The sequence below is a fragment of the Polaromonas sp. genome (genome assembly GCF_039932935.1).
In the GTDB taxonomy this organism is placed as follows: domain Bacteria; phylum Pseudomonadota; class Gammaproteobacteria; order Burkholderiales; family Burkholderiaceae_C; genus Polaromonas.
In genome coordinates, this window is sequence record NZ_JBDTPB010000073.1 from 194720 (window position 1) to 216122 (window position 21403).

Consider the following 21403-nt stretch of genomic DNA (forward strand, 5'->3'; position numbering starts at 1 on the left):
AGCTTCTAGGAAGACGCGCTCTTTGCGTCCTTCTCGTCCTTCTCGCTTTTTTGATCCTTTGGGTCTTTTCGCGAATCCTGGTGCTGGTAGGCCGGTAGCTTCGCGCCGCAATGAAAACAATAGTCCGCCTCGGGCAGATGGCCTTCCGTCAGGCACTCATGGCAAGTGCGGGTGGTGGGCACGGGCAGGAGCTGCAGGCGCCGCTCAGCCGCCATTTCAGCAGTGACGATGCCGGTGGGCACAGCCAGAATGCCCCAGCCCAGCAACATCATGAACGACGAAATAAGCCGGCCCAGGTCAGTCTTGGGCGTGATGTCACCAAAGCCCACCGTGGTGACTGTGCTGATGGCCCAGTAGACCGAGGTCGGGATGCTGGTAAACCCGTTGGACGGCCCTTCGACCACATACATCACGGTCCCCATCACCAACACCATCATCACCACCGCCGACAGGAACACCAGGATCTTGCGGCCGCTGGCGGCCAGCGCCCGGCCCAGTGACTGGTATTCAGCTACATAGGCGGCCAGCTTGAAGATTCGGAACACACGCAGCAGGCGCAACACCCGCACGTCGATGAGCGCATGGAGCTCCGGAAAAAAGAGTGCCAGATAGGTCGGCAATACGGCGATCAAATCGATGATGCCGAAAAAGCTGGTCGCGTACTGCAGCGGTTTACGCACGCAGACCAGGCGCGCAATGTATTCGGCGGTAAACAGCAGCGTGAATATCCATTCGACCACTGCGAACGCGCGCCCGTGAGAGACATGGATGGCCTGCACGCTGTCCGCCATCACCACCGCAATGCTGACGAGAATGAGGACGATCAGCGCTTTGTCAAAGAGCCGGCCCGCGCGCGTGTCGGCCTCAAAGATGATGGTGTACAGGCGCAGCCGCCAGCCATCGAGCGGCTTGTCATCCAGGGGGTTGGGCAGGGGCGGAGCAGGTTTGTCCATATGCGGGTGGCGCCAGCAGGCGCGGCGGTTCTTTTGTTGAACTGATTATTGGCCAGCCAACACCATAACCGACGGCGGAGCGAGCGGGAGCACGCGCGCAACGAAAATGGTTCACTATCTATTTGATAGCTGCTTGCGCTCGTTCCATAAGGGCTTCAGGCACTTTTCTCTTAAAAATCAGTGCAAACACTCTCCCGACCCGGGCGTTCAGGACGCTGGCTGACGGAATTTCGCCCAAGCCGCTTCAGTCGGAGTGGTGCTGGCGCCCGGCTGCTGCGGCAGGCTGAAGTGCCCGTCTACCACCCTGGCCGGCTCCAGGAAGCAGTCCTTGATCCAGGGGATGTATTCGAGGACCGTGCAGGCCGGGTGGGCATGGTTGAGGTGCACATGCACCTGGCTCATGTCGCCCGCATGCGGTGCCACCGGCAGCCGGAAGGAGTGCGCGGTGTCGCACACCCGCAGCACTTCGGTGATGCCGCCCGTGCGCGTTACATCGGGCTGCACCCAATGAATGGCTTCCTGGTGGAAAAATTCGGCGAACGCATCGTGGGTATAGAGCTGCTCGCCCAGCGCCACCGGAATGCTGGTGCTGCGCGCCAGCTGGGCATGGCCTTTCACATCGTCATACCAGAGCGGCTCTTCAATCCAGTAAAGGTCAAACGCCTCAGCCGCACGGCAAAAGCGCTGGCAAGTGGGCAGGTCCCATTTGCCGTTGCCGTCGGTCGCCATGGTGATGGCGGGGCCGATGGCACGGCGCACCCGCTCCAGGCGCTTCAGGTCCCGATCGACGCTGGAGCCGATCTTGACCTTGATGCCGGTGAAGCCCTCATCCACCGCGCGCCTGGCACCGGCCACCAGTTCATCGTCGGGGATGCTGAGCCAGCCAATGTCAGTGTTGTAGGCGCGTACTTTCTCGCGCACCTGGCCGCCCAGCAGCTTCCACAGCGGCACGCCCGCAGCTTTTGCTTTGAGGTCCCACAGGGCGATGTCGATGGCGGCCTGTGACAGCGTGATGATGCCGGCGCGCCCCACCCATTGCAGTGCAGGGTTGCGCGCGAGCTTGAGCCAGAGCCGGTTGATGTCCATCGCGTCCTCGCCGATCAGCAGCGGCGCGTGGCAGGTTTCAATGCAGCGCGTGATCAGCTGGTCGCTGGGCAGGTGCGCATGGGTGCCGGTAAAACCATAGCCGGTAAGGCCGGTGTCGGTATCGATCTGCGCACCCACCACGCCCCAATGCGAAATGGTGTGGGTACTGTCGGCAATCTGCGAGCCCGTGACGGGCACATGCAGGATGAAAGGTTTGACCGAGGTGATTTTCAAAGGGATCTCCAGAAGGCTCTCATGACTTTATCGTGCCGGCAAACTGACCTCACGTTTGTTTTTTGCCCTGCTCCGCTTCCTGAAGCGCACGCCACATGACCTTGCCCGAGCCGCTCTTGGGCAGCGCATCCACAAACTGCACGACACGCGGGTACTTGTAGGCCGCCATGTTTTCCTTGCACCAGTTGATGATGTCGTCTTCCGTCGTCTGGCCTCTGGCGGCGGCGCGCAGCACCACCACGGCCTTCACGGTCTCGCCGCGATAGGCATCCTTGGTGCTGATGATGCAGGCTTCCTGGATGGCCGGATGCTTGAACATCAGCGCCTCGACCTCGGCCGGCCACACCTTGAAGCCCGATGCATTGATCATGCGTTTGAGCCGGTCGGTGATGAAGAAGTAGCCTTGCTCGTCCATGCGCCCCAGGTCGCCCGAGCGGAAGAAGCGCTTGCCGTCAAGCTCGATAAAGGCGTCGGCCGTCGCGTCCGGTCGCTTCCAGTAACCCTGGAACACCTGCGGCCCGCTCATGATGATTTCGCCTTGCTCGCCCTGCGGCACTTCCTTGAGCGTGATGGGGTCGATGATGCGCGAGTCGCAATTCATGAAGGGCACGCCCAGGCATTGCTGCTTGGTGGCGTCGTAGGGGTTGCTGTGTGAGGGCGCGGCGGTTTCCGTGAGGCCGTAGCCTTCGGCAAAGCGCAGGCCGTATTGCTCCCACAGGCGCTGGGCCACGGCCTGCGGCATGGCCGCGCCGCCACCGCCGATGTAGACCAGGCTGCTCAAATCAAACTTCGCAAAATTTGGACTGCCCAACAGGTCGATCACCATGGTGGGAATATTCGTCCAGTGCGTCACGCCCCAACGCGAAATCAGGCGCCCGGCTAGCTCGCGGTCCCAGCGCGGCATGATCACCAACGTGGCGCTGCCGTAGATGGACGCATGCATCACGGACACCATGCCGGTGATGTGGAACATCGGCACCACGGACAGCGTCACGTTTTCAAACGTGCTTCCGCCCCACAGGCAACTGGCCACCGCGTTGTGCATGAGGCTGGCGTGCGTGTGCATGCACCCCTTGGGCAGGCCGGTGGTACCGCTGGTGTAGGGCAGCACGGCCAGGTCTTGCGGTGTGGCGGTGTGTGGGGGCAGTTCGCCGCCATCCTGCGCTGTGCTCGCCACCGCATCGGTCCAGGCCATCACCGCGCCGCCTTCCAGCACGGGCAACGCATGGCGCGTGCCCAGCCATTCGCGCCAGGCTTCTGGCATCGCTGTATCGCCTGAGGCCTGCGCTTCTCCTTGTGGCTCCATGTCAAAAGCGTCGCTGTAATGCGTAACCACCACATGTGCCAGCCGTTCAGCGGGCGCCAGCTGCGCATTGGCCTTGGCCAGCTCGGGCGCCAGGTCGGCTGTGGTGATGGCGACCTTGGCGTCGGGGTCGGTGATGTAGTGCTTGAGCTCTTCGGCCCGGTTCATCGGGTTGACGGGCACCACCACGGCGTTGGCCCGCAAGATGGCAAAGTGCGCAATTACCCACTGCGGGCAGTTCTGCATATTGAGCAGCACGCGGTCGCCTTTACGCACGCCCATGCGGTGCAGCGTCGCAGCCAGGCGCTCGGCCTGCTGTAGCACTTCGGCGTAGCTGAGCACACGGTTGAAGAACACCAGCGCGGGCTTGTCCGGAAAACGCAGCGCACTGACCGCCAGGTTGTGCCACAGCGAGGTCGCAGGCGGCGTGATGCTGTGCGGCAGGCGCTTGGGCCAGACCTGGTGGTGCAGGTTGTGCGGTGTGGCGGTGGCAGAGGCGGCTGCATTCAGTGCGGCGTTGTCGGCGGGGGGAAGAAGTGACAAAAAAAACTCCAGGCAAAGGCGGGACTGCGGTACAGCCTACCCGGAGATCGCGCCGCTTACATCCGGGAAGCTCCTGATGAAACACTGTCACCTGAGCGACCAGCGCTCACTATGATGAACTGCACCCGCAAGGCGGCCCGCGTGAGAACACATGCTTTCCTCGTTCCTGGCGGCACGCATACCTGCTTGACCTTTACACGCAGAAACACGCGAAACAAAAACAGAAACATCCAGGAGACACGATGACCCGATTTTCCACCCTTCACCGCAAAGCCCTGATATCGGCGTGCACGCTTGCCTTCACCGTGCTGGCCTCTTCTGCGGCCCTGGCGGCGTTTCCCGAAAAACCCATCCGTGTAGTGATCGGCTTTCCGGCCGGCGGGCCGCTGGACCAGCATGCACGCCTGCTGACCGAGCGCCTGCAGGCCGTGCTGGGGCAACCCATCGTGATCGACTACAAATCCGGCGCCGGCGGTACCGTGGGCGCGCAAGATGTGATGAAAGCCGCGCCTGACGGCTACACCCTCATGCTGGCCAACACCGGCGTGATGGTGATCAACCCCGCGCTTTACAGCAAGCTGCCCTACAGCACGCTCAAAGACTTCACACCGATTGCCCGCACCGCGATGCAGCCTTTGGCGCTGCTGGTCAACCCCAAGCTGCCGGTGAACAACCTCCAGGAATTCATCGCCTACGCCAAGGCCAGGCCCGGCCAGGTCAATTACGGCTCGGCCGGCAACGGCGGCATCAGCCACCTGGTGCCCGAGATGTTCAAAAATGCCACCGGGCTTTTCATGGTGCACATCCCCTACCGCGGCAGCGCGCCGGCCTTCACCGACCTGATGGCCGGTCAGGTGCAGTTCATGGGCGAATCGATTCCACAGGCAGCCAACTACCACAAGCAAGGCAAGGTGCGCGCCCTGGCAGTGACCAGCAAAGAGCGCAACCCGGCACTGCCCGACATCCCGACCGTGATTGAATCAGGCATCAAGGGTTTTGAGGTGGTGGGCTTTTACGGCTTCCTCGCGCCTGCGGGCCTGCCCAAAGACGTGACCGCCAAACTCAGCGACGCTTTCAAGCAGGTGATGGCCAGCCCCGACATCCGAAACCGCATGGTGACGCAAGGAGCCGACCCCGCCTTCATGGGCAGCGACGAGTTCGCGCAGTTCCTGGCGTCCGAGATGCCGCGCTGGGCCGAGGCGGTAAAAGCTTCGGGCGCCAAGCTGGACTAGTCGACCGGGCGGTCGGGGTTGAAGGCGCAGAAGGCAACCCGCCGCCGGGTTTTGGTGCGGAACGGGCAGGAATGCACCATCAGCCTCAATCGAACGCGACTACGGTGCGCAAATCTTGTATGCCAGTTGCCGGAGAGATCACCGCTTTCGGCCCAGCAACTGCCTCATTGAAGTCGTGATCGCGCCAAGCTCACGCAGCCTCACCTTTGAGTGAACAGGTGCCGAAATCCGTTGACCTGAGCCACTCCAATCGTGTACCAGGAGCCACACAAGTGGCACACGACTTGCATACAAGATATGCATGAGCTGGCCGTTGAGCCGGTGACCAATCCAAATTTCGTAACCTAACGCCTGTCATGACATCCAGCAAGTTCCTGCCCTCCCTCGCCTTGGCCGCCCTTTCATTGCTACTGAGCACCGGTGCCCAGGCACAACACGCCCTCGACGCCATCCTGAAGAACAAGAAAATAACCATCGCAGTGCCGCCTGACTTTCCACCTTATGGCTCCATGGGGGCAGACTTCAAGATGCAGGGCCTGGACATCGACGTGGCCAACTACATTGGCGCCAAGCTGGGCGTGACTGTCGACCTCATTCCAGTCACCAGCGTCAACCGCATTCCCTATCTACAGACAAAAAAAGCATCTCTTGTGATCGCCACCTTGGGCAAAAACCCAGACCGCGAAAAACAGATTGATTTCGCCGGTGCCTATTCACCGTTTTTTCAAGCCGTCTTTGGCGCCCGGACACTCAACATCAAGAGCTATGCAGACCTGGCAGGGAAAACCATTGGCGTGACGCGCGGCTCGGTCGAGGACCAGGAACTCAACAACCTGGCCCCCGCGGGCACCGATATCCGGCGCTTTGAAGACAACTTCAAGACCGTGAACGCCTTCACCGCGGGTCAGGTTCAGCTGATTGCCACGGGTGCGTCCGTTGCCGGCAACCTCATGGCCAAGAGCCCGCAATTGCGTACCGAGTACAAGCTGTTGCTCAAGGAAAGCCCCAACTTTATTGGCCTGCCCAAAGGGGAGGACACGCTTCGCATGACCGTCAATGGCATTCTTGCAGAGGCCAGGAAAAATGGCGATCTGGACAAAATTTCGATCAAGTGGCTGGGGCGCCCCGTGGGCGACCTGCCGCAATAAGTCCCCTTGCCAGCGCGAAGCACCATGGGGGCTTCGCGAAAGTCCTGGAAGCCGAAATGCCGCGTTTGCTCACGGCCTTTTTTGACTCGCAACGCATCTTGCAAAAATAGCGTTCACAGACCCTAGTCGACCTTGATGCCGTTGTCGCGGATCAAGCGGCCCCAGCGCTCGCGTTCGCCCTTGACGTAACTGGCCATCTGCGCCGGCGTGCCGGGCAGGCCTTCGACACCAAGCGCCTGAAAGCGCGCCTTGACCGTGGTCGAGTTCAATGTGTCAACCAGCGCCTTGTTGAGCCTGGCGACGATCTCGGGCGGCGTACCGGCGGGCACAGAAACTCCCTGCCATGCATAGGCTTCGAACCCGGTCAGCCCCTGCTCGGCGAGCGTAGGCACGTCGGGCAGCGTGGCGATCCGCTGGGCGCTTGCCACGCCGATGGCCTTGACCTTGCCGGCCAGCACAAACTGGTTGCCGCTCGCGGTATCCACCAGCATGCAAGGAACAACACCGCCCAGGATGTCCTGCATCGCCGGCGCCGCGCCGCGGTAAGGCACATGCGTCATCTTCAGTCCGGTTTTCTCGCGCAGCAGTTCGGTCGCCAGGTGGTGCGGACTGCCGGCGCCGGCCGAGGCGTAGTTGACGCCGTTGGGCTGCGCCTTGGCCCAGGCCAAGAACTCCTTGAGATTGTTCGCCGGGACGTTCGTGCCGACCACCAGCACCAGGGGAAAGCGTGCCAGCATGCCGACGGGTGCGAGGTCTTTTTCGGCGTTGTAGCTGAGCCTGGAAAACAAAAAGGGATTGGCCGCGAGGGTGGCGAAGTCGGCCGTCAGCATGACGTGGCCGTAGTCCTTGGCGCGCGCCACATAGTCGGCCGCGATGTTGGTCGCCGCGCCGGGCTTGTTGTTGATGAGGATGATCTGGCCGAGGGTCTTCGACATGGTTTCGGCGGTAGCACGTGCCACCGCGTCCGAGCCACCGCCGGTCGCATAGCCGACCACCCATTCGATGGGTTTGGCGTCTTGCGCCTGCGCCGCCAGCGGCAGCAGGGCCAGTGCGAAACCAGCTGGGCAAAGTATTCGGCGAAAGAGGCTATTCAAAATCATGGCGAGTCTCCAGTTGTTGTAAAAATGAGCGGGGGAAATTTCAGACCGGCGCCAGGTCGGCCCGCGCAGCGGTCAGCGCCTGGCGCAGCACAGTCAGCGAACCGATGTGGTTGGCCAGCAGCAGCACGAGGCGTGCGTTGAACGCGTGGCTTTCGGCGCTGGGCAGGCCTTGGTGGGCGTCGATCAGCGCTTCGTAAAAATCGTCGGCGGCGTCAAAGTTCGGCGTGGTGATGAGTTCTGGCATGGCGGGCTCCTTCAGGCCTTGGCAAGTGCACGCTCGATGGCGGCGCAGATGGTGCGGAGTGAGGCCTGACGCCAGCGTGCGCAAACGTGCTGATCCGGCCTCAGCAGGTAAACGGTGCCGGGCTTTGCGTCGTAGCGCTGCAAGGCGAGCGCGTGGGCGCTGTTAGCGGCAATGCCGACAATGTGCAGTTGCGCATGGCTGTCGCGCAGGGCATGCGCCAGCGCTTCGTCACCGAATACGAGCGCGGTGAACCGCGTCGGGCTCAACTCGCGCAACAGCCAGCGAGCCTTGCCGTCGGCGTGGACGAGGGGCGCATCGGCCGCTGCGGCACCCGGCACCATGCGGCCTTCAAAATGATCCACGTCGGCAGTGCTGAGCGGCGAGCCTCGCAGCGTGGCCGGAACCGACAGGCGCCCGCTGTTGACCAGCGTGCGGGCAAAAGCCTGCTTTTTGGCCAGCACCAGCACCGCGTCGCGAAACAGCCGGCTGATCTCGCTCTTGGGCGTGATGAAGTCGGTGGCGCGCGTGGAGTTCAGGATGTTCTCATCGGCCGCATATTCGCGTTCGCTCGCATAGCTGTCAAGCAAGGCATCGGGGGCATCGCCGCGCAGCACGGCGGCAAGCTTCCAGGCCATGTTCTCGGCATCCTGCACACCTGAATTCGCGCCGCGCGCGCCAAACGGCGACACACCGTGGGCAGAATCACCTGCAAACAGCACCCGGCCATAGCGAAAGCGGTCCATGCGCAGGCAGGCGAAGGTATAGACGCTGGCCCATTCAAGCTCGAACCGGGCACCTTCGCCGAGCAACGCCTTCACGCGCGGGATGATGTTCTCCGGCTTCTTCTCTTCCTCGGGATCGCACTCCCAGCCGAGCTGGAAATCGATGCGCCAGACGTTGTCGGGCTGCACGTGCAACAGCACGCTCTGATTCGGGTGAAATTCCGGGTCAAACCAGAACCAGCGCTCGGCAAAACCTTCGGCTCCCAGGCTCAGCACTGCGTGTCCTTGCTGCCCGCCGAGGGAGCGCTCGCCCGGCGTGGGACGGCCCGGCGCAGGCGAATCCAGCGTCATTTTCACGTCGGCGATCAGGAAGCGATCACGGAAGGTGCGGCCAAGGCTCTCCTGACCGATCAACTGGCGAACGCTGGAGCGTGAGCCGTCGCACGCAGCGACGTAGCTGGCTTCGATCTGGTAATTGCCATCGGGCGTTTGCACCGTCAGCAACGCGTGGCCGGCATGCTGCTCAACGCCAATCACCTTGTTGTTCCAGCGCAGGTCGATCAGCGGCAACTGGGCCGCTCGCTCGGCCAGATAGCCCTCGACGTAATACTGCTGCAGGTTGATGAAGGCGGGCCGCTCATGGCCCTTCTCCGGCAGCAGGTTGAAGCTGTAAATCTCTTCGCGCTTGAAAAATACCCGTCCGACGTTCCACGACACGCCCTTGTCCACCATGCGCGAGCCGCAGCCCAGGCGGTCGAACACCTCGAGCGTGCGCTTGGCAAAGCAGATGGCACGCGAACCGGTGGACAGGGTGCAGTCGTTGTCGAGCAGCAGCACGGGCACATTCTGCTGCGCCAGGTCGATGGCCAATGCCAGCCCGACTGGGCCGGCGCCGACCACGACCACCGGGTGGCGTACCGGGTGGGCGCTGTCCTGGTCGGCATGGCGTTCATAGTCGAACGTCAACTTCTGGTAATTGACCTCGTGGCCCTGCCGGTCTTGAAGTTCCTGTAATTTCATTTTTTTGTCTCCTCTGGCCCCAGCGCGTCTCAACCCTCCAGGGTTTGCCACATTTGCGCGTCGCGCTCCGCCGTCCAGATGCGCGGGTCGGGGTAGCCGGTCACTTCGTCATAGCAGCGCGTCACGTCAAACGGCATGCAGTGGTCGAAGATGACCCACTGGCCGTACTTGGGCTTGAGCCTGGCGTATGTCTCTTTGTAGACGGCATTGAGGTCTTTTCCGGCTTTCACGCCCTCCTGCACGCTGGCATGCACGTCGGCGATGAAGCCGCGCGTACCGGCAAGACCCTGTGCAACCTGCTCAGGCGTGGTGAGCGCGGCGCCGCGGCCCGGCACCAGTGCGGCCGGCTTCAGCGCGGCGAGCCGGTCCAGCGTCTGCGGCCAGTCCTTGAAGTACGCGTCACCGGCATAGGGCGTGGCATCGAACTCGACCAGGTCACCGGACAGCAAGGTACGTTCTTGCGGTAGCCACACGACCGTGTCGCCCTTGGTGTGACCGCGGCCGAGCTGCAGCAGTTGCACCTCAAGCTTGCCAAGCCATAGCGTCATCTTGCCGCTGAAGGTCATCGTGGGCCAGGTCATGCCGGGCGGCACGGTCTCGACGTTCTGAAACAGGCGTGGAAAGCGGCCGATCTCGCTGGCCTTGTCTTGCTCGCCGCGCTCGACGATGAGCTCATAGGTGTCCTGGCTCGCCAGGATCTGCTCGGGCTTGTACGCCGCCGCGCCCAGCACGCGCACTGCGTGGTAATGGGTCAGCACCACGTACTTGATCGGTTTGTCGGTCACTTCGCGTATGCGGCGCACGACGTCGGCCGCCATGGCCGGGGTGGCTTGGGTATCGGCTACCAGCACACAGTCATCGCCAATCACGATGCCGGTGTTGGGGTCGCCTTCTGCGGTGTAGGCCCAGGCATGCGCGGAGATCTGGCTGAAGGTGATTTTTTTTTCTTCGAGGTCGGCTTGGGAAGCGAATTTCTTGGGGGTACTCATAGGGGCTCCAGTTGAGATGCAAACTAGCAATTTGTCTATTGCAAATTAGTTTGCATATTCTTAAGTGAAAATTTGTCATTGTCAAACGTATTTGTAGGAAAATTGCCGTTGAGGCCTCCAGTTGTGGCCCAGCCACCTTGCCACTTCTGCGGAGAGCCCCAGCATGCACAACGACGAAAACGATTCAGCGCACGAGCCCAAAGAACAGCGGTCGGTGCAGTCGATTGAGATCGGCGGACGGTTGCTGCTGGCGCTGGCAGAGCACCCAGGACCCATGACGCTCAAGGACCTGGCAGCCCATGCCGGCCTGCCGGCATCCCGGGCACACCCCTATCTGGTGAGTTTTGGCCGACTGCGGCTCATCGAGCAAGACGCCGTCACCGGCCGTTATGCGCTGGGCGCGGCCGCGCTGCAGGTGGGGCTGAGCTGCCTGCACCAGCTCGACCCGTTAAAAGTTGCCACGCCGGTGGCCGAAGCACTGGCGCTTGGCATCGACCAGACCGTGGCCATCGCCGTGTGGGCCAACTTCGGGCCGACCATCGTGCGCTACATCGAGGCCAGCCAGCCTCTGCACGTGAGCATGCGCATGGGCACCGTGATGTCCATTTTGGGCACGGCAACCGGACGGGCTTTTGCCGCGACCCTGCCCCGCCAGCAACTGGAACAGATCATGGAAGGCGCACTGGGTGATGCTCCACGGCGGCTCGATCGCAGCGCCGTCAAAGACATAGACCAGGAAATCCGCGAAATTCAGGCCGAACTGCGCCGGCATGGCGTGGTGCGCGCCACCGGCCGGCCGATTCCCAGTGTCAACGCTTTCAGCGCGCCCGCCTTTGACCACGAGGGCAAAGCCGTACTGGTGATCACGGCGTTGGGCCATGAGGATAATTTTCCGGCGGACTGGAACTCCGACGTTGCACACGCCGTGCGCCAGGCAGCGATGGATGTGTCGCTGCGACTGGGTTACCGGATGCAGGCCGCCAAGGATTCCGCAAGCGCAGGCTGATGCCCGCTTGACCGCCTTCGTCCGAAAGCGGTTTACCTCAATTTCCAGGCGGACAAACGCGGGGCAAACAGCAGCAGCCGAGGCACAAGGGGTACGCAGAAATAAGGTCTTAAACGAAAACTCAGAGGCTGCCTTTTGACGAATAAGCCAGGCAAATTGGCGGTCCCAGAGCTATCGCCTTCGTACGCCGCCATTGGAAATTTGTCATTTCTCAACGGACCTGGTTTTGTAGAGAAGATCATCTCCAGGCTATGAACCAAAACCACGCTTCGCAAGTTGCATCAGTAAGCGCCGACCTTTGGCATCCGTCGTCCGCCAGGCAGTGCGGGCGAGTTCAATGAAAGCGTTTTCCGCGGGGTTGATGGCGTCCCCGCCGTGACCCGCATCCATCCAGCCTTTTGGCTTCCCGGACTTGCTCTCGATTTGCGCTGCTGCTGCATCACCAATGTTCCGCGCGGTACCTTTTGCGTCGCCCTTGAACTGGCTCAGTCCCCCGGCGCTTAAGCCGAGTTGTTTGGCGATGCGGCCCAGCATGCCGACTGGTGATTCGCCGGCGGCCAACTCCCTCTCGCTGAACTCTCGAATGATGATCAGCAGGTTATTGCGCCTGTTTCGATTGACGTTCTCGAAGTCCATGTGACGTGATTGCAACGATTCAGATTATTTTGCATCGACCCGTTGACGATGGCGTAAAAAGATTTTACATTACCTTTCATCGCTACTTTGACATCAACTCTTTCCACGCATCCATCATGAAACCGATAGCCACCTTCGCAAGAAACAACACCCCCGTTTGGGGCGGTGTTGCAGTGCGTCGCCTTGACGTTCATATGGGCCAATGTCGTGGACAGAGTTCATTTGTGCCGTCCATTTTGCGGACAGCCATGCCCAAACAGAACCACGAGGATTCCACACAACCGGGAGAAGGAGACGCCTAAGCGTACCTTCTAAATCTCTGACACCCAGAGGCCCGGTTTCCGCAAGGAACCGGGCCTTTTTGTTTTCCCCTGACGGTGATCGCGCCGTCGATGCGCCTGCAGCGCGGGAGTCTTTAAAAATTTGCAGCGGGACAGCAGCCAACACTGGATGGCTGCGAGTCCCGCAAAAATTGCGGACATAGCTCAGTAGGTAGAGCGTGAGCCTTCCAAGCTCAATGTCGTCGGTTCGAAGCCGACTGTCCGCTCCATTTCGGGTGTGCCTGTTTCACGTCACCTGCGCGAGGTTGAGGAGACGATCTGGCGACGTGTGTGCTGGCGGCCGGGGTTCATGGCCCCGGAAATGCAGTGCAGTGGGAGATCCCGGTCGGCTTCATGCCGGCCGCCCGCATGCAGGTACAGCCGAAATGGATTCAATATTTAGCCCGCGTAGCTCAGCCGGTAGAGCAGCCGCCTTGTAAGCGGCAGGTCGTCCGTTCAAATCGCGACCGTGGGCACCAGAGTAATTGTCACGTTCGTCTAGCTGGCTCAGGACACAAGGTTTTCATCTTTGTAGACAGGGGTTCGAATCCCCTACGTGACGCCAATTCCAGCGCTGGCAGCCAAGTAGTTGGCTTCCGGCTGTTCAGTAAAGGAGCGCAGTGCTCGCAAGAGCGTAGTGCGGAAACCGGCCTCAAAAATTGGGGGGCACCGGAACTCGTAACCGGAGATTTTTTGGAAGATTGGCCGAGAGGTTCAAGGCACTCGCTTGCTAAGCGAGAGCCCATGAAAGTGGGCTCATGGGTTCGAACCCCTTATCTTCCGCCATTTATTTTGACCATCTGTTAGATGGGCCGTTCGCCAAGCTGGTCCAAGGCATCGGGTTTTGATCCCGACATTTCGGTGGTTCGAATCCATCACGGCCTGCCATTTTTTTTTAAGGTTGCATAGCTCAGTGGTAGAGCAGCGGGCTCATAACCCGCCGGTCGTTGGCTCGGTCCCAACTGCAACCACCACCGCATCACCAAGTCATTTGCGCGTATAGCTCAGCCGAAGTCAGAGTGCAATGCTCCGAAGGTCGAGGCCGGCAGTTCGATCCTGCCTCTTGCAACAAGCGCAACCATTTTTCTCGCGTTAGCTCAGTCCGGAATCAGAGCATCTGCCTACGAAGCAGAGGGTCGGAAGTTCAAATCTTTCACGCGAGGCCATTCAATTTTCAGTCAATCCGTGTGTGGCGCAGTTGGTAGCGTGCGTGCTTTGGGAGCATGAGGTCGCAGGTTCGAGACCTGCTGCACGGACCATTTTCATTCTGGTCTTCTTGTCCTTTTTCTACTTTTGGTCTGTTAGCTCAGCTGGTAGAGCACTTCCCTGTCCAGGATGTGGTCACGGGTTCGATTCCCGTACAGGCCGCCACTATTTATGCCGTGATACCTGTGGTCGAAAGCTACCGGTTTCAAACCGTCCTGCGGCTTCAGATTCATGTTTTCCACGGGTGTGTAGCTCAACCAGGCAGAGCAGCGGTCTCCAAAACCGAAGGCTGGAAGTTCGACTCTTCCCGCGCCCGCCAGCGATTTCAGGCGGTGTACCCCAGTGGCCGAAGGGAGCGGATTGCAAATCCACCTGCGTCAGCACGCGTCAGTTCGAATCTGACCACCGCCTCCATCTCATCGCTTTCAGCGCCTGTAGCTGAGCAGGACAGAGTGCTGGGCTTCTACCCAGTTGTCGGCCGTTCGAATCGGCCCGGGCGCGCCACGTTCCTTATTTCAACCAAGCTCAAGGAGCGTTGCCATGACAGCCAAAAACACAGCGGACTCCAAGAGGGCGGCCAAACCCGGCAACCGTATTGTTCGCGCTCTGCTGAGCGGCGTCATCGCCGCCGGCAGCGTGCGGCATCGTCACGCACTGCAAAAGCGAGAGCAGGTACCCGATAACCGCGACCTGGATCAGCGTGTCCGCGAATGCGGCGAGTGGTGAGCTCACCCGATTCTTCATTCCACGATAGCTCATCTGGTAGAGCGCGCGACTGTTAATCGCGTCGTCCCTGGTTCGACCCCAGGTCGTGGAGCCATTTTTTTTACAGCCGTATAGCTCAGAGGTAGAGCAGTGCCTTGATAAGGCACAGGTCGTTGGTTCAAAGCCAGCTGCGGCTACCAATTTTTTCCTTTTTCTGGTGCAAGTGGCGCAGTTGGCAGCGCAGCGGGATGTGACCCCGCGGGTCACCGGTTCGAGTCCGGTCTTGCACCCCATTACTACGCGGGCATAGCTCAGAGGCAGAGCAACCGGCTTTTAACCGGTAGGCCGAGATTTCGAAATTCTCTGCCCGCACCATCCTCATTTAGCTCTTTAGCTCAGCAGGTAGAGCAGCACCCTTACAAGGCGATTGTCGGGAGTTCGACTCTCTCAAGAGCTACCAAATCGATTTTTTAACTGTACGGGAGATCACGGTGTATCACGTTCTGCAGCTCGATATCCAGGGCACGCCCCAAGCCTGGATCACGGCTGAAGATGCGGCGTTGCACTATGCCACCGGTACTGTGGCGTGGGAGGATGGCGATAGCGCCCTCATAACGCTCCGTGGCGGGTGGAACGCGGCCCGTGGTCAGCAATCGATGATGGTCATCCAGCCCATCATCGCCCTGCGCGGCTCGCCGCGGCGCAATCTGTTTGAGGTCACGCCGGCCGTGTCGAAACCGAAACTATTGCGTCGAGACCGCTTCACGTGCGCCTACTGTGCTCAGGTCTTCCTCGAAAAAGATCTCGAGGCTGAGCACATCATCCCCGACAGCAAGGGTGGCGCCTACAGCTGGACCAACCTGGTCAGCGCATGCCGGTCGTGCAACGCCCGCAAAGGCGCCAGAACCCCCGACCAGGCGGGTATGCCGCTGGTCTACCTGCCGTACGTTCCTTCACTGTGGGAGGACTTCCTTCTGCGCGGCCGCAATATACGGGCCGACGTCCATGAGTGGCTGTCCGCCAGACTGCCCAAGGGATCCAGGCTGAATTGAGTTCAGTGGTCGAAGCGGCGCATTGCGAAAGTAGTGCGCCGCTTTTTCTTTACGCGCCAAGAGACTCTGCTTTCCGCCAGGTCTGGCCTCGCCGCTGCGGGATCGCGGGCCTGGGGGCCGTATCGCGGCACCACCCCAACTCTGTGCATAACTCACTAAGGCAGTGCAGCAAGCCGCGCCCGACTCCGGGAAAATACCGTATTTGGTGCATCAATCTTGTATACCAGTGGCATGGTAACTGCTATACATTGGTCAGCATGACCATTGCAGCCTCCCAAATCAGCGACCGCATCATTGAAGCCGTCATGGCGCAGAAACTTGCGCCAGGTTCACGACTGGGCGAGCAACAACTGGCCATGCTGTTTGACTGCAGCCGCACCATCGTGCGCGAAGCCCTCACCCGGCTGGCGGTGCGCGGCATTGTCACCGTGAGCAGCCGGCGCGGCTGGTATGTGATTGAGCCCTCGCAGGAAGAGGCGCGCGAAGCCTTCGAGGCGCGCCGCGTGATCGAGATGGGACTGATCCGCTGCACGGGTGACGTCAGCAAGGCCGCCATCAAACAGCTCAAAAGCCACCTCACCCGCGAGAAGGCCGCCATCAAGGGGGACGACGTGGGCCTGCGCAGTTTTTTGCTGGGCGACTTTCATGTGTGCCTGGCCGAATGCCTGGGCAACAGCCTGCTGGCCGACACGCTGCGCGATTTCACTGCGCGCACCACCCTCATTGCCATGCTCTACCAGTCGTCGCACGATGCGGCGCAGTCTTGCGAAGAGCATGTGCAGATCGTGCAGGCGCTTGAAAAAGGCGACCTGGCGAAAGCCGAAAAACTCATGCAAACCCACATCGGCAGCGTGCAAGCCGCGCTCAAGCTGCAGACCGGCGGCGGCGATCCGTTGTCGCACCTGCGCAGCGCGCTCAGCCCGCTGGACGCGAAGGCGCTCAACAGCGTGCCGTCCAAAGATCTGCCCACCCGTGTTCGCAAAGCCGGCCGTGCTTCGGCCAAACCATCAGAAGATTCCTCAACTTACCTTGGAGCCCTGCTATGACCCCCAGCAAACGTGTCTTTTCCCTTGCCCTTGCCGCAGCCGCTGTGCTGGGCGCCACCGGCGTTCATGCGCAAACCGCACTGGACGACATCATGAAGGCGAAAGAAATCAAGATCGCCATTCCCACCGACTTTCCGCCTTACGGCATGGTCGGCACCGACCTGAAGCCCCAAGGCCTGGACGTCGAAATGGCCGGCTACATCGCGCAAAAGCTGGGTGTGAAAATTGAACTGGTGCCCGTCACCAGCGCCAACCGCATTGCCTACCTGCAGACCAAGAAAGCCGATCTGGTGATCTCCACGCTGGGCAAAAACCCAGACCGCGAAAAAGTCATCGACTTCACCGCCGCCTACTCGCCCTTCTTCCAGGCCGTGTTCGGCCCCAAGAGCCTGAGCGTCAAGTCGTTTGCCGACCTCACCGGCAAAACCATCAGCGTGACGCGCGCCGCCCTGGAAGACCAGGAGCTGACCAAGGTCGCACCCGCCGGCGTCGACATCAAACGCTTTGAAGACAACAACACCACGGTGTCGGCTTACACCGCAGGCCAGGTGCAGCTCATTGCCACCGGCGCTTCGGTAGCGGGCAACATGATGGCCAAGAACCCGCAGCTGAACACCGAATACAAGCTGCTGCTCAGCGACAGCCCCAACTTCATCGGTGTGGCCAAGGGTGAAGACAAGCTGCGCCTGAAAGTCAACGAAATCATCGCCGAAGCCAAAAAGAACGGCGACCTCGACAAGATCGCAGTGAAGTGGCTCGGCCGCCCCGCAGGAAACCTTCCCTGACCCCCGTTGCGGTTCGCTGCGCGTAACCGCCTCCCCCCTTGCAGGGGGCGCCGCTGGTGGCCCGGCAAAGCCGGTTCCACTGCGGCTGCTGGCATGACAGAAGTAAGTAGCGCCGTTATCAACAGGAAGTGAACCAAATGCGTGTCGAGCTTGATTTCATGGCTGTGCTGTCGCAATGGCCGCTGCTGGCCACCGGCGTCGTGTGGACGGTGGGGTTGACTGCCATCTCGTCGGTCCTCGGCGTGTTCATGGGCATGGGCTTTGCCTGGGCGCGGGCCAGCGGGCCGACGTGGCTGCGCTGGGTGGTGGGCACCTATGTGGAATTGATCCGCAACACGCCCTTCATCGTGCAACTCTTCTTTATCTTCTTTGGACTGCCGGCGGCGGGATTCAAGCTCTCACCCGAGACGGCCTCGGTGCTGGCGATGGTGATCAATCTCTCCGCCTACGCCACTGAAATCATTCGCGCGGGGGTTGAAGCTACGCCGCGCGGGCAGATTGAAGCCGCTGAAAGCCTGGCACTGAATCGCGTGCAAATTTACACCCGCGTGGTGTTGCCACCGGCGCTCAAGAAAGTATGGCCCGCGATGGTCAGCCAGATCATCATCGTGATGCTGGGCTCTGCAGTCTGCGGGCAGATTTCGACGCAGGAACTCTCATACGCCGCCAATCTGATCCAGGGCCGCAACTTCCGGGCGTTTGAGGCTTTCATCATTGCCACGGTGATTTACCTGGTGCTGTCGATCGCCGTGCGAAAACTGTTGAACTGGGCCGGCCCGAAATTTCTCTTCGGCCGATGAATATGCCCCCACGATCGCTCACTGCGCGTAGCTCCCGAGGCCTTGCAGGCCGCGGCTCGCGAGACGCTTTGCCTCTGTCGCCCGTCCAAAGCTGCGCAGGCAGCTTTGGAGCCGCGGGCTCCAGCCCCTCGGGAGCCGCTGCGCCTGCGGTCTGGCTAAGCCAGTCCCGCGGCCCCTGCTGGCTTGGGGATGAATCCTCACTGTCGCTCAGTACGTATTGCCCCATTCATAGGAATCGTCATGATTGAATTTTCAATCTGGGACATCTTCCGTAACCTGCTGCTCGCAGCGCGCTGGACCATCGTGCTGTCGCTCGTCGCCTTCATAGGCGGCGGCATTGTCGGCATGCTGCTGCTGGTGGGGCGGCTGTCGGCAACGCGCGCTGTGCCTGGCGCGCAGAAGGCGGCGCGCATCTCGCGCCATGCACTCGACGGCTATGTCCTGCTGTTTCAGGGAACGCCGCTGCTGATGCAGCTTTTCCTCGCCTACTTCGGCCTGGCGCTCTTCGGCATCAATGTGCCGGCCTGGGTGGCGGCCGCAGTGGCGTTGACGCTCTACACCAGCGCCTATCTGGCCGAGATATGGCGCGGCTGCGTCGACGCGATTCCCAAAGGCCAATGGGAGGCCGCGCAAAGCCTGGCGCTCAACTTTGGCGAGCAGCTCCGGTACATCGTGCTGCCGCAAGCCGTGCGCATTGCCGTGCCGCCCACCGTGGGCTTCCTGGTGCAGGTTATCAAAGGCACGGCGCTGGCATCGGTGATTGGTTTTATCGAACTCACCAAGGCCGGCACCATGATCACCAACGCCACCTTTAAACCTTTTTTGGTCTACAGCTGCGTCGCGCTGATGTACTTCGCCCTGTGTTTCCCCGTCTCCCTGTATGCCCGCAAGCTTGAGAGGAAAGCCCGAAATGGACGTTAACGTCGCACCACCGCCCGCAACCGCAAACTCAACCGCACCGACAGGGTCCGAACGGACACTGGTTGAGATCAACCAGTTGCGCAAAAGCTTCGGCAGCAACGAGGTGTTGAAAGGCATTGACCTCGAAGTCAAGGCCGGTGAAGTGATCGCCATCATCGGCAAAAGCGGCTCGGGCAAAAGCACGCTGCTGCGCTGCATCAATGGGCTGGAAGTTTTTCAAAGCGGCACCTTGCGCGTGGACGGAAAACACCTGCTGCACGACAACCCACAGGTCATGCGCGAGCTGCGCCAGCGCGTCGGCATGATCTTTCAGAGCTTTAACCTGTTTCCGCACCTGACCGTCGGCAAGAACATCATGCTGGCGCCTACGCTGGTCAAAAAGACGGCCGGCGCGCCCGCCGCCGAGCATGCCCGCGCGCTGCTACAGCATGTCGGCCTGGCTGAAAAATTCGATTCCTGGCCCGACCAGCTTTCGGGCGGGCAACAGCAGCGCGTAGCGATCGCCCGCGCGCTGGCGATGGAGCCCTCCGTGCTGCTGTGCGACGAAATCACCTCGGCACTGGACCCTGAACTGGTAGGCGAAGTGCTGCAGGTGGTGGAAAGCCTGGCGGCCGAAGGCATGACGCTGCTGATGGTGACGCACGAGATGAACTTCGCGCGCAAGGTGTGCGACCGCGTGGTCTTCATGCACCAGGGCCGCGTGCATGAGATCGGGCCGCCTGACGAGGTGTTTTCCAACCCGCAAACCGCTGAGCTGAAACAGTTCCTCGGCATGATCCAGTAACCCATTCATGACGTTGCCCGTGACGCCCAGCACACTGCATATTCCCGCCGGCCACGGCAAGGCGTTGCGCCTGAAATCCGGGCAAGCCGTCAAGGTGATCAACACGCATGGCACGCAGGTGGTGGACTGCTGGGCCTTCAACGCCTACGACCTGAACGAATTCATGTGCATGGAAACCACCCGTGTGTGGAACCAGCGATTGAACCCCATCGTGGGCGACTCCTTCGTCACCAATCAGCGCCACGCCATCCTCACCGTGGTCGAAGACACCTCACCCGGCGTGCACGACACCTTCATGGCAGCCTGCGACCGCCGGCGCTATGAGTTGCTGGGCGTAAAGGGCTATCACCGCAACTGCTGCGACAACATGTTTGAGGGAATGTTTGAACTCGGTCTGACGCCGCCGCGCGCCATCCTCGCGTCGTTCAATATCTTCATGAATATCCAGGTTCAGCCCGACGGCATCTCGCTCAAGACCTTGCCTACGGTCACGAAAGCCGGGGACTCGATCACGCTGCGCGCCGAGATGGACTGCTTTGTCGCCTTTTCCGCCTGCCCGCAGGACATCGTGAAAATCCAGGGCGCGGGCGACAACACGCCCAAGCCAGCAGACCTGGAAGTGCTGCAGAGCGCATCCACCCTGCCCGCCAGCGGACCCTGGGTCCCGCAAACCTGACGCGCCGCGTCAGCCCGCCCATCCCCCCTGTCCGTGCAGGATTGGGTGAGTTCCCGCACAATAGCGGGACCGTCCTCTTCTTGCTCTCAATTTGATAGCTGCTTGCGCTGGTTGCTGTTGGGCTGGAGGCCGATTTGTTGCTCAATTCCTGCCAAAACAGTGCTTTGGCCCTGCCACCCTGACGTGCCCATCGGATTCCTGCTGCCATGACCGCCATGCCGCCCATTCTGTATTTCTTTGCCCTCTGCAACCTCGTGATCGGCAGCGGCGCGTTTGTGTTGGGCGGCATATTGCAACCCATGAGCGCTTCGCTGGGCATCAGCGTGGCGGCCGCCGGCCAGGCCATGACGGCTTATGCCATTGCCACCGCGGTGTTGGCGCCCCTGCTGATCATCCTCACGGCCCGATGGCCGCGCAAGCGCGCCGTGCAGCTGGCGCTCAGCCTCTTTACCGCCGGCTGCCTGGTCTGCGCCATCGCGCCAAACTTTTCACAGCTGCTGCTGGGCCGCGTGTTGATGGGCGCAGGAGCCATGTTTACCGCGGCGGCCTCTGCCCTGGCGGTCGGCATGGTGGCCCCCTCCCTGCGCGGCCGGGCACTGTCCATCACTTTTCTGGGCATGAGCATTAGCTACGCCATAGGTCTTCCGGTGGGCGCCTGGCTCGGCTTTGAGTTTGGCTGGCGGGTGCCGGTGTGGGTGTCAGCAGGCGCCAGCCTGGCGGCGCTGGTGGCGGCAAGCTGGCTGATACCGGCGGACATGGCCAGTGCAGGCAACAGTTTTTCGGGTTTCCGCGCCGCGGCGCGCCAGCCCGCGGTGCTGCGCGTGTGGGGACGCACCTTGCTGTACTTCATCGCCATCTTCAGCGTGTTCGCCTATGTGGGCCCGGTGCTGCA

The 21403-nt window shown here is 61.2% G+C and carries 20 protein-coding genes and 17 tRNA genes; 29 read left to right on the plus strand and 8 right to left on the minus strand.

Going from position 1 to position 21403, the window contains the following annotated elements:
* Positions 1-5 precede the first annotated feature (5 nt).
* From ABI546_RS13520 to ABI546_RS13530, 3 genes are all read right to left on the minus strand, one after another.
* On the minus strand, positions 6-953 hold the full coding sequence (locus tag ABI546_RS13520; RefSeq protein WP_348047102.1) for an ion transporter: 948 nt from the start codon (positions 951-953) through the stop codon (positions 6-8).
* A 207-nt stretch (positions 954-1160) separates the two neighbouring features.
* Positions 1161-2273, minus strand: a complete 1113-nt coding sequence (locus tag ABI546_RS13525; protein ID WP_348047104.1) for a mandelate racemase/muconate lactonizing enzyme family protein — start codon at positions 2271-2273, stop codon at positions 1161-1163.
* 49 nt (positions 2274-2322) lie between these two features.
* Entirely contained in the window at positions 2323-4047 is a 1725-nt protein-coding gene (locus ABI546_RS13530; RefSeq protein ID WP_348047162.1) for a long-chain fatty acid--CoA ligase, read from the minus strand.
* Positions 4048-4361: 314 nt separating this feature from the next.
* Between ABI546_RS13530 and ABI546_RS13535 the strand changes: the two genes are divergently transcribed.
* Positions 4362-5351 carry a tripartite tricarboxylate transporter substrate binding protein gene (locus ABI546_RS13535; protein ID WP_348047106.1) on the plus strand — a complete coding sequence of 330 codons (990 nt, stop codon included), beginning with the start codon at positions 4362-4364 and terminating at the stop codon, positions 5349-5351.
* 356 nt (positions 5352-5707) lie between these two features.
* Positions 5708-6499, plus strand: coding sequence for a transporter substrate-binding domain-containing protein (locus ABI546_RS13540; RefSeq protein WP_348047108.1), 792 nt, complete (start codon positions 5708-5710; stop codon positions 6497-6499).
* Positions 6500-6621: 122 nt separating this feature from the next.
* On the opposite strand, the gene ABI546_RS13545 is transcribed toward ABI546_RS13540, so the two are convergent.
* From ABI546_RS13545 to ABI546_RS13560, 4 genes are read right to left on the minus strand one after another with little or no spacing between them, the layout of a single operon-like run.
* Complete coding sequence (locus tag ABI546_RS13545) at positions 6622-7599, minus strand: tripartite tricarboxylate transporter substrate binding protein (RefSeq protein ID WP_348047110.1); 978 nt, start codon at positions 7597-7599, stop codon at positions 6622-6624.
* A gap of 40 nt (positions 7600-7639) precedes the next feature.
* Entirely contained in the window at positions 7640-7843 is a 204-nt protein-coding gene (locus ABI546_RS13550; protein WP_348047112.1) for a DUF2783 domain-containing protein, read from the minus strand.
* 11 nt (positions 7844-7854) lie between these two features.
* Complete coding sequence (locus tag ABI546_RS13555; protein ID WP_348047114.1) at positions 7855-9585, minus strand: FAD-dependent oxidoreductase; 1731 nt, start codon at positions 9583-9585, stop codon at positions 7855-7857.
* A 29-nt stretch (positions 9586-9614) separates the two neighbouring features.
* Positions 9615-10574, minus strand: coding sequence for an MBL fold metallo-hydrolase (locus ABI546_RS13560; RefSeq protein WP_348047116.1), 960 nt, complete (start codon positions 10572-10574; stop codon positions 9615-9617).
* Positions 10575-10737: 163 nt separating this feature from the next.
* On the opposite strand from ABI546_RS13560, the gene ABI546_RS13565 reads away from it, so the two are divergent.
* On the plus strand, positions 10738-11580 hold the full coding sequence (locus ABI546_RS13565; RefSeq protein WP_348047118.1) for an IclR family transcriptional regulator: 843 nt from the start codon (positions 10738-10740) through the stop codon (positions 11578-11580).
* Between the two features lie 249 nt (positions 11581-11829).
* Here the strand turns inward: ABI546_RS13565 and ABI546_RS13570 are convergent, their stop codons facing one another.
* A complete protein-coding gene (locus ABI546_RS13570) occupies positions 11830-12216 on the minus strand; it encodes a hypothetical protein (protein ID WP_348047120.1) in 387 nt (128 codons plus the stop codon).
* A gap of 474 nt (positions 12217-12690) precedes the next feature.
* On the opposite strand from ABI546_RS13570, the gene ABI546_RS13575 reads away from it, so the two are divergent.
* The 26 genes from ABI546_RS13575 to ABI546_RS13700 all read left to right on the plus strand — a co-directional run.
* Positions 12691-12766, plus strand: a tRNA-Gly gene (locus ABI546_RS13575).
* 172 nt (positions 12767-12938) lie between these two features.
* Positions 12939-13015 (plus strand) — tRNA-Thr (locus ABI546_RS13580).
* 8 nt (positions 13016-13023) lie between these two features.
* Positions 13024-13101: transfer RNA gene (locus ABI546_RS13585), tRNA-Glu, on the plus strand.
* Positions 13102-13231: 130 nt separating this feature from the next.
* Positions 13232-13322, plus strand: a tRNA-Ser gene (locus ABI546_RS13590).
* A gap of 23 nt (positions 13323-13345) precedes the next feature.
* Positions 13346-13424: transfer RNA gene (locus tag ABI546_RS13595), tRNA-Gln, on the plus strand.
* Positions 13425-13435: 11 nt separating this feature from the next.
* Positions 13436-13510 (plus strand) — tRNA-Ile (locus ABI546_RS13600).
* Positions 13511-13622: 112 nt separating this feature from the next.
* A tRNA-Arg gene (locus tag ABI546_RS13605) sits at positions 13623-13702 on the plus strand.
* A gap of 17 nt (positions 13703-13719) precedes the next feature.
* Positions 13720-13795: transfer RNA gene (locus tag ABI546_RS13610), tRNA-Pro, on the plus strand.
* Positions 13796-13831: 36 nt separating this feature from the next.
* Positions 13832-13907: transfer RNA gene (locus tag ABI546_RS13615), tRNA-Asp, on the plus strand.
* 77 nt (positions 13908-13984) lie between these two features.
* Positions 13985-14061 (plus strand) — tRNA-Trp (locus tag ABI546_RS13620).
* 9 nt (positions 14062-14070) lie between these two features.
* Positions 14071-14156: transfer RNA gene (locus ABI546_RS13625), tRNA-Cys, on the plus strand.
* A gap of 14 nt (positions 14157-14170) precedes the next feature.
* A tRNA-OTHER gene (locus ABI546_RS13630) sits at positions 14171-14246 on the plus strand.
* Positions 14247-14282: 36 nt separating this feature from the next.
* Complete coding sequence (locus ABI546_RS13635; RefSeq protein ID WP_348047122.1) at positions 14283-14468, plus strand: hypothetical protein; 186 nt, start codon at positions 14283-14285, stop codon at positions 14466-14468.
* Between the two features lie 18 nt (positions 14469-14486).
* Positions 14487-14562 (plus strand) — tRNA-Asn (locus ABI546_RS13640).
* A gap of 10 nt (positions 14563-14572) precedes the next feature.
* Positions 14573-14647: transfer RNA gene (locus ABI546_RS13645), tRNA-Ile, on the plus strand.
* A gap of 17 nt (positions 14648-14664) precedes the next feature.
* A tRNA-His gene (locus tag ABI546_RS13650) sits at positions 14665-14740 on the plus strand.
* A 7-nt stretch (positions 14741-14747) separates the two neighbouring features.
* Positions 14748-14822: transfer RNA gene (locus tag ABI546_RS13655), tRNA-Lys, on the plus strand.
* Positions 14823-14831: 9 nt separating this feature from the next.
* Positions 14832-14907, plus strand: a tRNA-Val gene (locus tag ABI546_RS13660).
* 31 nt (positions 14908-14938) lie between these two features.
* On the plus strand, positions 14939-15499 hold the full coding sequence (locus tag ABI546_RS13665) for an HNH endonuclease (protein ID WP_348047124.1): 561 nt from the start codon (positions 14939-14941) through the stop codon (positions 15497-15499).
* A 257-nt stretch (positions 15500-15756) separates the two neighbouring features.
* Positions 15757-16545, plus strand: a complete 789-nt coding sequence (locus tag ABI546_RS13670; protein ID WP_348047126.1) for a GntR family transcriptional regulator — start codon at positions 15757-15759, stop codon at positions 16543-16545.
* Complete coding sequence (locus ABI546_RS13675) at positions 16542-17330, plus strand: transporter substrate-binding domain-containing protein (RefSeq protein ID WP_348047128.1); 789 nt, start codon at positions 16542-16544, stop codon at positions 17328-17330. Before ABI546_RS13670 ends, ABI546_RS13675 begins: the two co-directional genes overlap by 4 nt.
* 137 nt (positions 17331-17467) lie before the next feature.
* Positions 17468-18130: an amino acid ABC transporter permease gene (locus tag ABI546_RS13680; RefSeq protein WP_348047130.1), complete on the plus strand. Its 663-nt coding sequence runs from the start codon at positions 17468-17470 to the stop codon at positions 18128-18130.
* Between the two features lie 240 nt (positions 18131-18370).
* Positions 18371-19051 (plus strand): amino acid ABC transporter permease, encoded by a 681-nt coding sequence (locus ABI546_RS13685; RefSeq protein WP_348047132.1) that lies wholly within the window; start codon positions 18371-18373, stop codon positions 19049-19051.
* A complete protein-coding gene (locus ABI546_RS13690) occupies positions 19041-19835 on the plus strand; it encodes an amino acid ABC transporter ATP-binding protein (RefSeq protein ID WP_348047134.1) in 795 nt (264 codons plus the stop codon). Before ABI546_RS13685 ends, ABI546_RS13690 begins: the two co-directional genes overlap by 11 nt.
* A gap of 7 nt (positions 19836-19842) precedes the next feature.
* Positions 19843-20511 (plus strand): urea carboxylase-associated family protein, encoded by a 669-nt coding sequence (locus tag ABI546_RS13695; protein ID WP_348047136.1) that lies wholly within the window; start codon positions 19843-19845, stop codon positions 20509-20511.
* A gap of 206 nt (positions 20512-20717) precedes the next feature.
* Positions 20718-21403, plus strand: a 686-nt coding sequence (locus ABI546_RS13700) for an MFS transporter (protein ID WP_348047138.1), incomplete at its 3' end; no start/stop codon positions are given.

Bases quoted from the DNA above. Each gene is read 5' to 3' on its own strand.
- ABI546_RS13520 (WP_348047102.1), bottom strand. From the start codon at position 953: ATGGACAAACCTGCTCCGCCCCTGCCCAACCCCCTGGATGACAAGCCG.
- ABI546_RS13535 (WP_348047106.1), top strand. From the start codon at position 4,362: ATGACCCGATTTTCCACCCTTCACCGCAAAGCCCTGATATCGGCGTGC.
- ABI546_RS13540 (WP_348047108.1), top strand. From the start codon at position 5,708: ATGACATCCAGCAAGTTCCTGCCCTCCCTCGCCTTGGCCGCCCTTTCA.
- ABI546_RS13545 (WP_348047110.1), bottom strand. From the start codon at position 7,599: ATGATTTTGAATAGCCTCTTTCGCCGAATACTTTGCCCAGCTGGTTTC.
- ABI546_RS13550 (WP_348047112.1), bottom strand. From the start codon at position 7,843: ATGCCAGAACTCATCACCACGCCGAACTTTGACGCCGCCGACGATTTT.
- ABI546_RS13555 (WP_348047114.1), bottom strand. From the start codon at position 9,585: ATGAAATTACAGGAACTTCAAGACCGGCAGGGCCACGAGGTCAATTAC.
- ABI546_RS13560 (WP_348047116.1), bottom strand. From the start codon at position 10,574: ATGAGTACCCCCAAGAAATTCGCTTCCCAAGCCGACCTCGAAGAAAAA.
- ABI546_RS13565 (WP_348047118.1), top strand. From the start codon at position 10,738: ATGCACAACGACGAAAACGATTCAGCGCACGAGCCCAAAGAACAGCGG.
- ABI546_RS13570 (WP_348047120.1), bottom strand. From the start codon at position 12,216: ATGGACTTCGAGAACGTCAATCGAAACAGGCGCAATAACCTGCTGATC.
- ABI546_RS13635 (WP_348047122.1), top strand. From the start codon at position 14,283: ATGACAGCCAAAAACACAGCGGACTCCAAGAGGGCGGCCAAACCCGGC.
- ABI546_RS13670 (WP_348047126.1), top strand. From the start codon at position 15,757: ATGACCATTGCAGCCTCCCAAATCAGCGACCGCATCATTGAAGCCGTC.
- ABI546_RS13675 (WP_348047128.1), top strand. From the start codon at position 16,542: ATGACCCCCAGCAAACGTGTCTTTTCCCTTGCCCTTGCCGCAGCCGCT.
- ABI546_RS13680 (WP_348047130.1), top strand. From the start codon at position 17,468: ATGCGTGTCGAGCTTGATTTCATGGCTGTGCTGTCGCAATGGCCGCTG.
- ABI546_RS13685 (WP_348047132.1), top strand. From the start codon at position 18,371: ATGATTGAATTTTCAATCTGGGACATCTTCCGTAACCTGCTGCTCGCA.
- ABI546_RS13690 (WP_348047134.1), top strand. From the start codon at position 19,041: ATGGACGTTAACGTCGCACCACCGCCCGCAACCGCAAACTCAACCGCA.
- ABI546_RS13695 (WP_348047136.1), top strand. From the start codon at position 19,843: ATGACGTTGCCCGTGACGCCCAGCACACTGCATATTCCCGCCGGCCAC.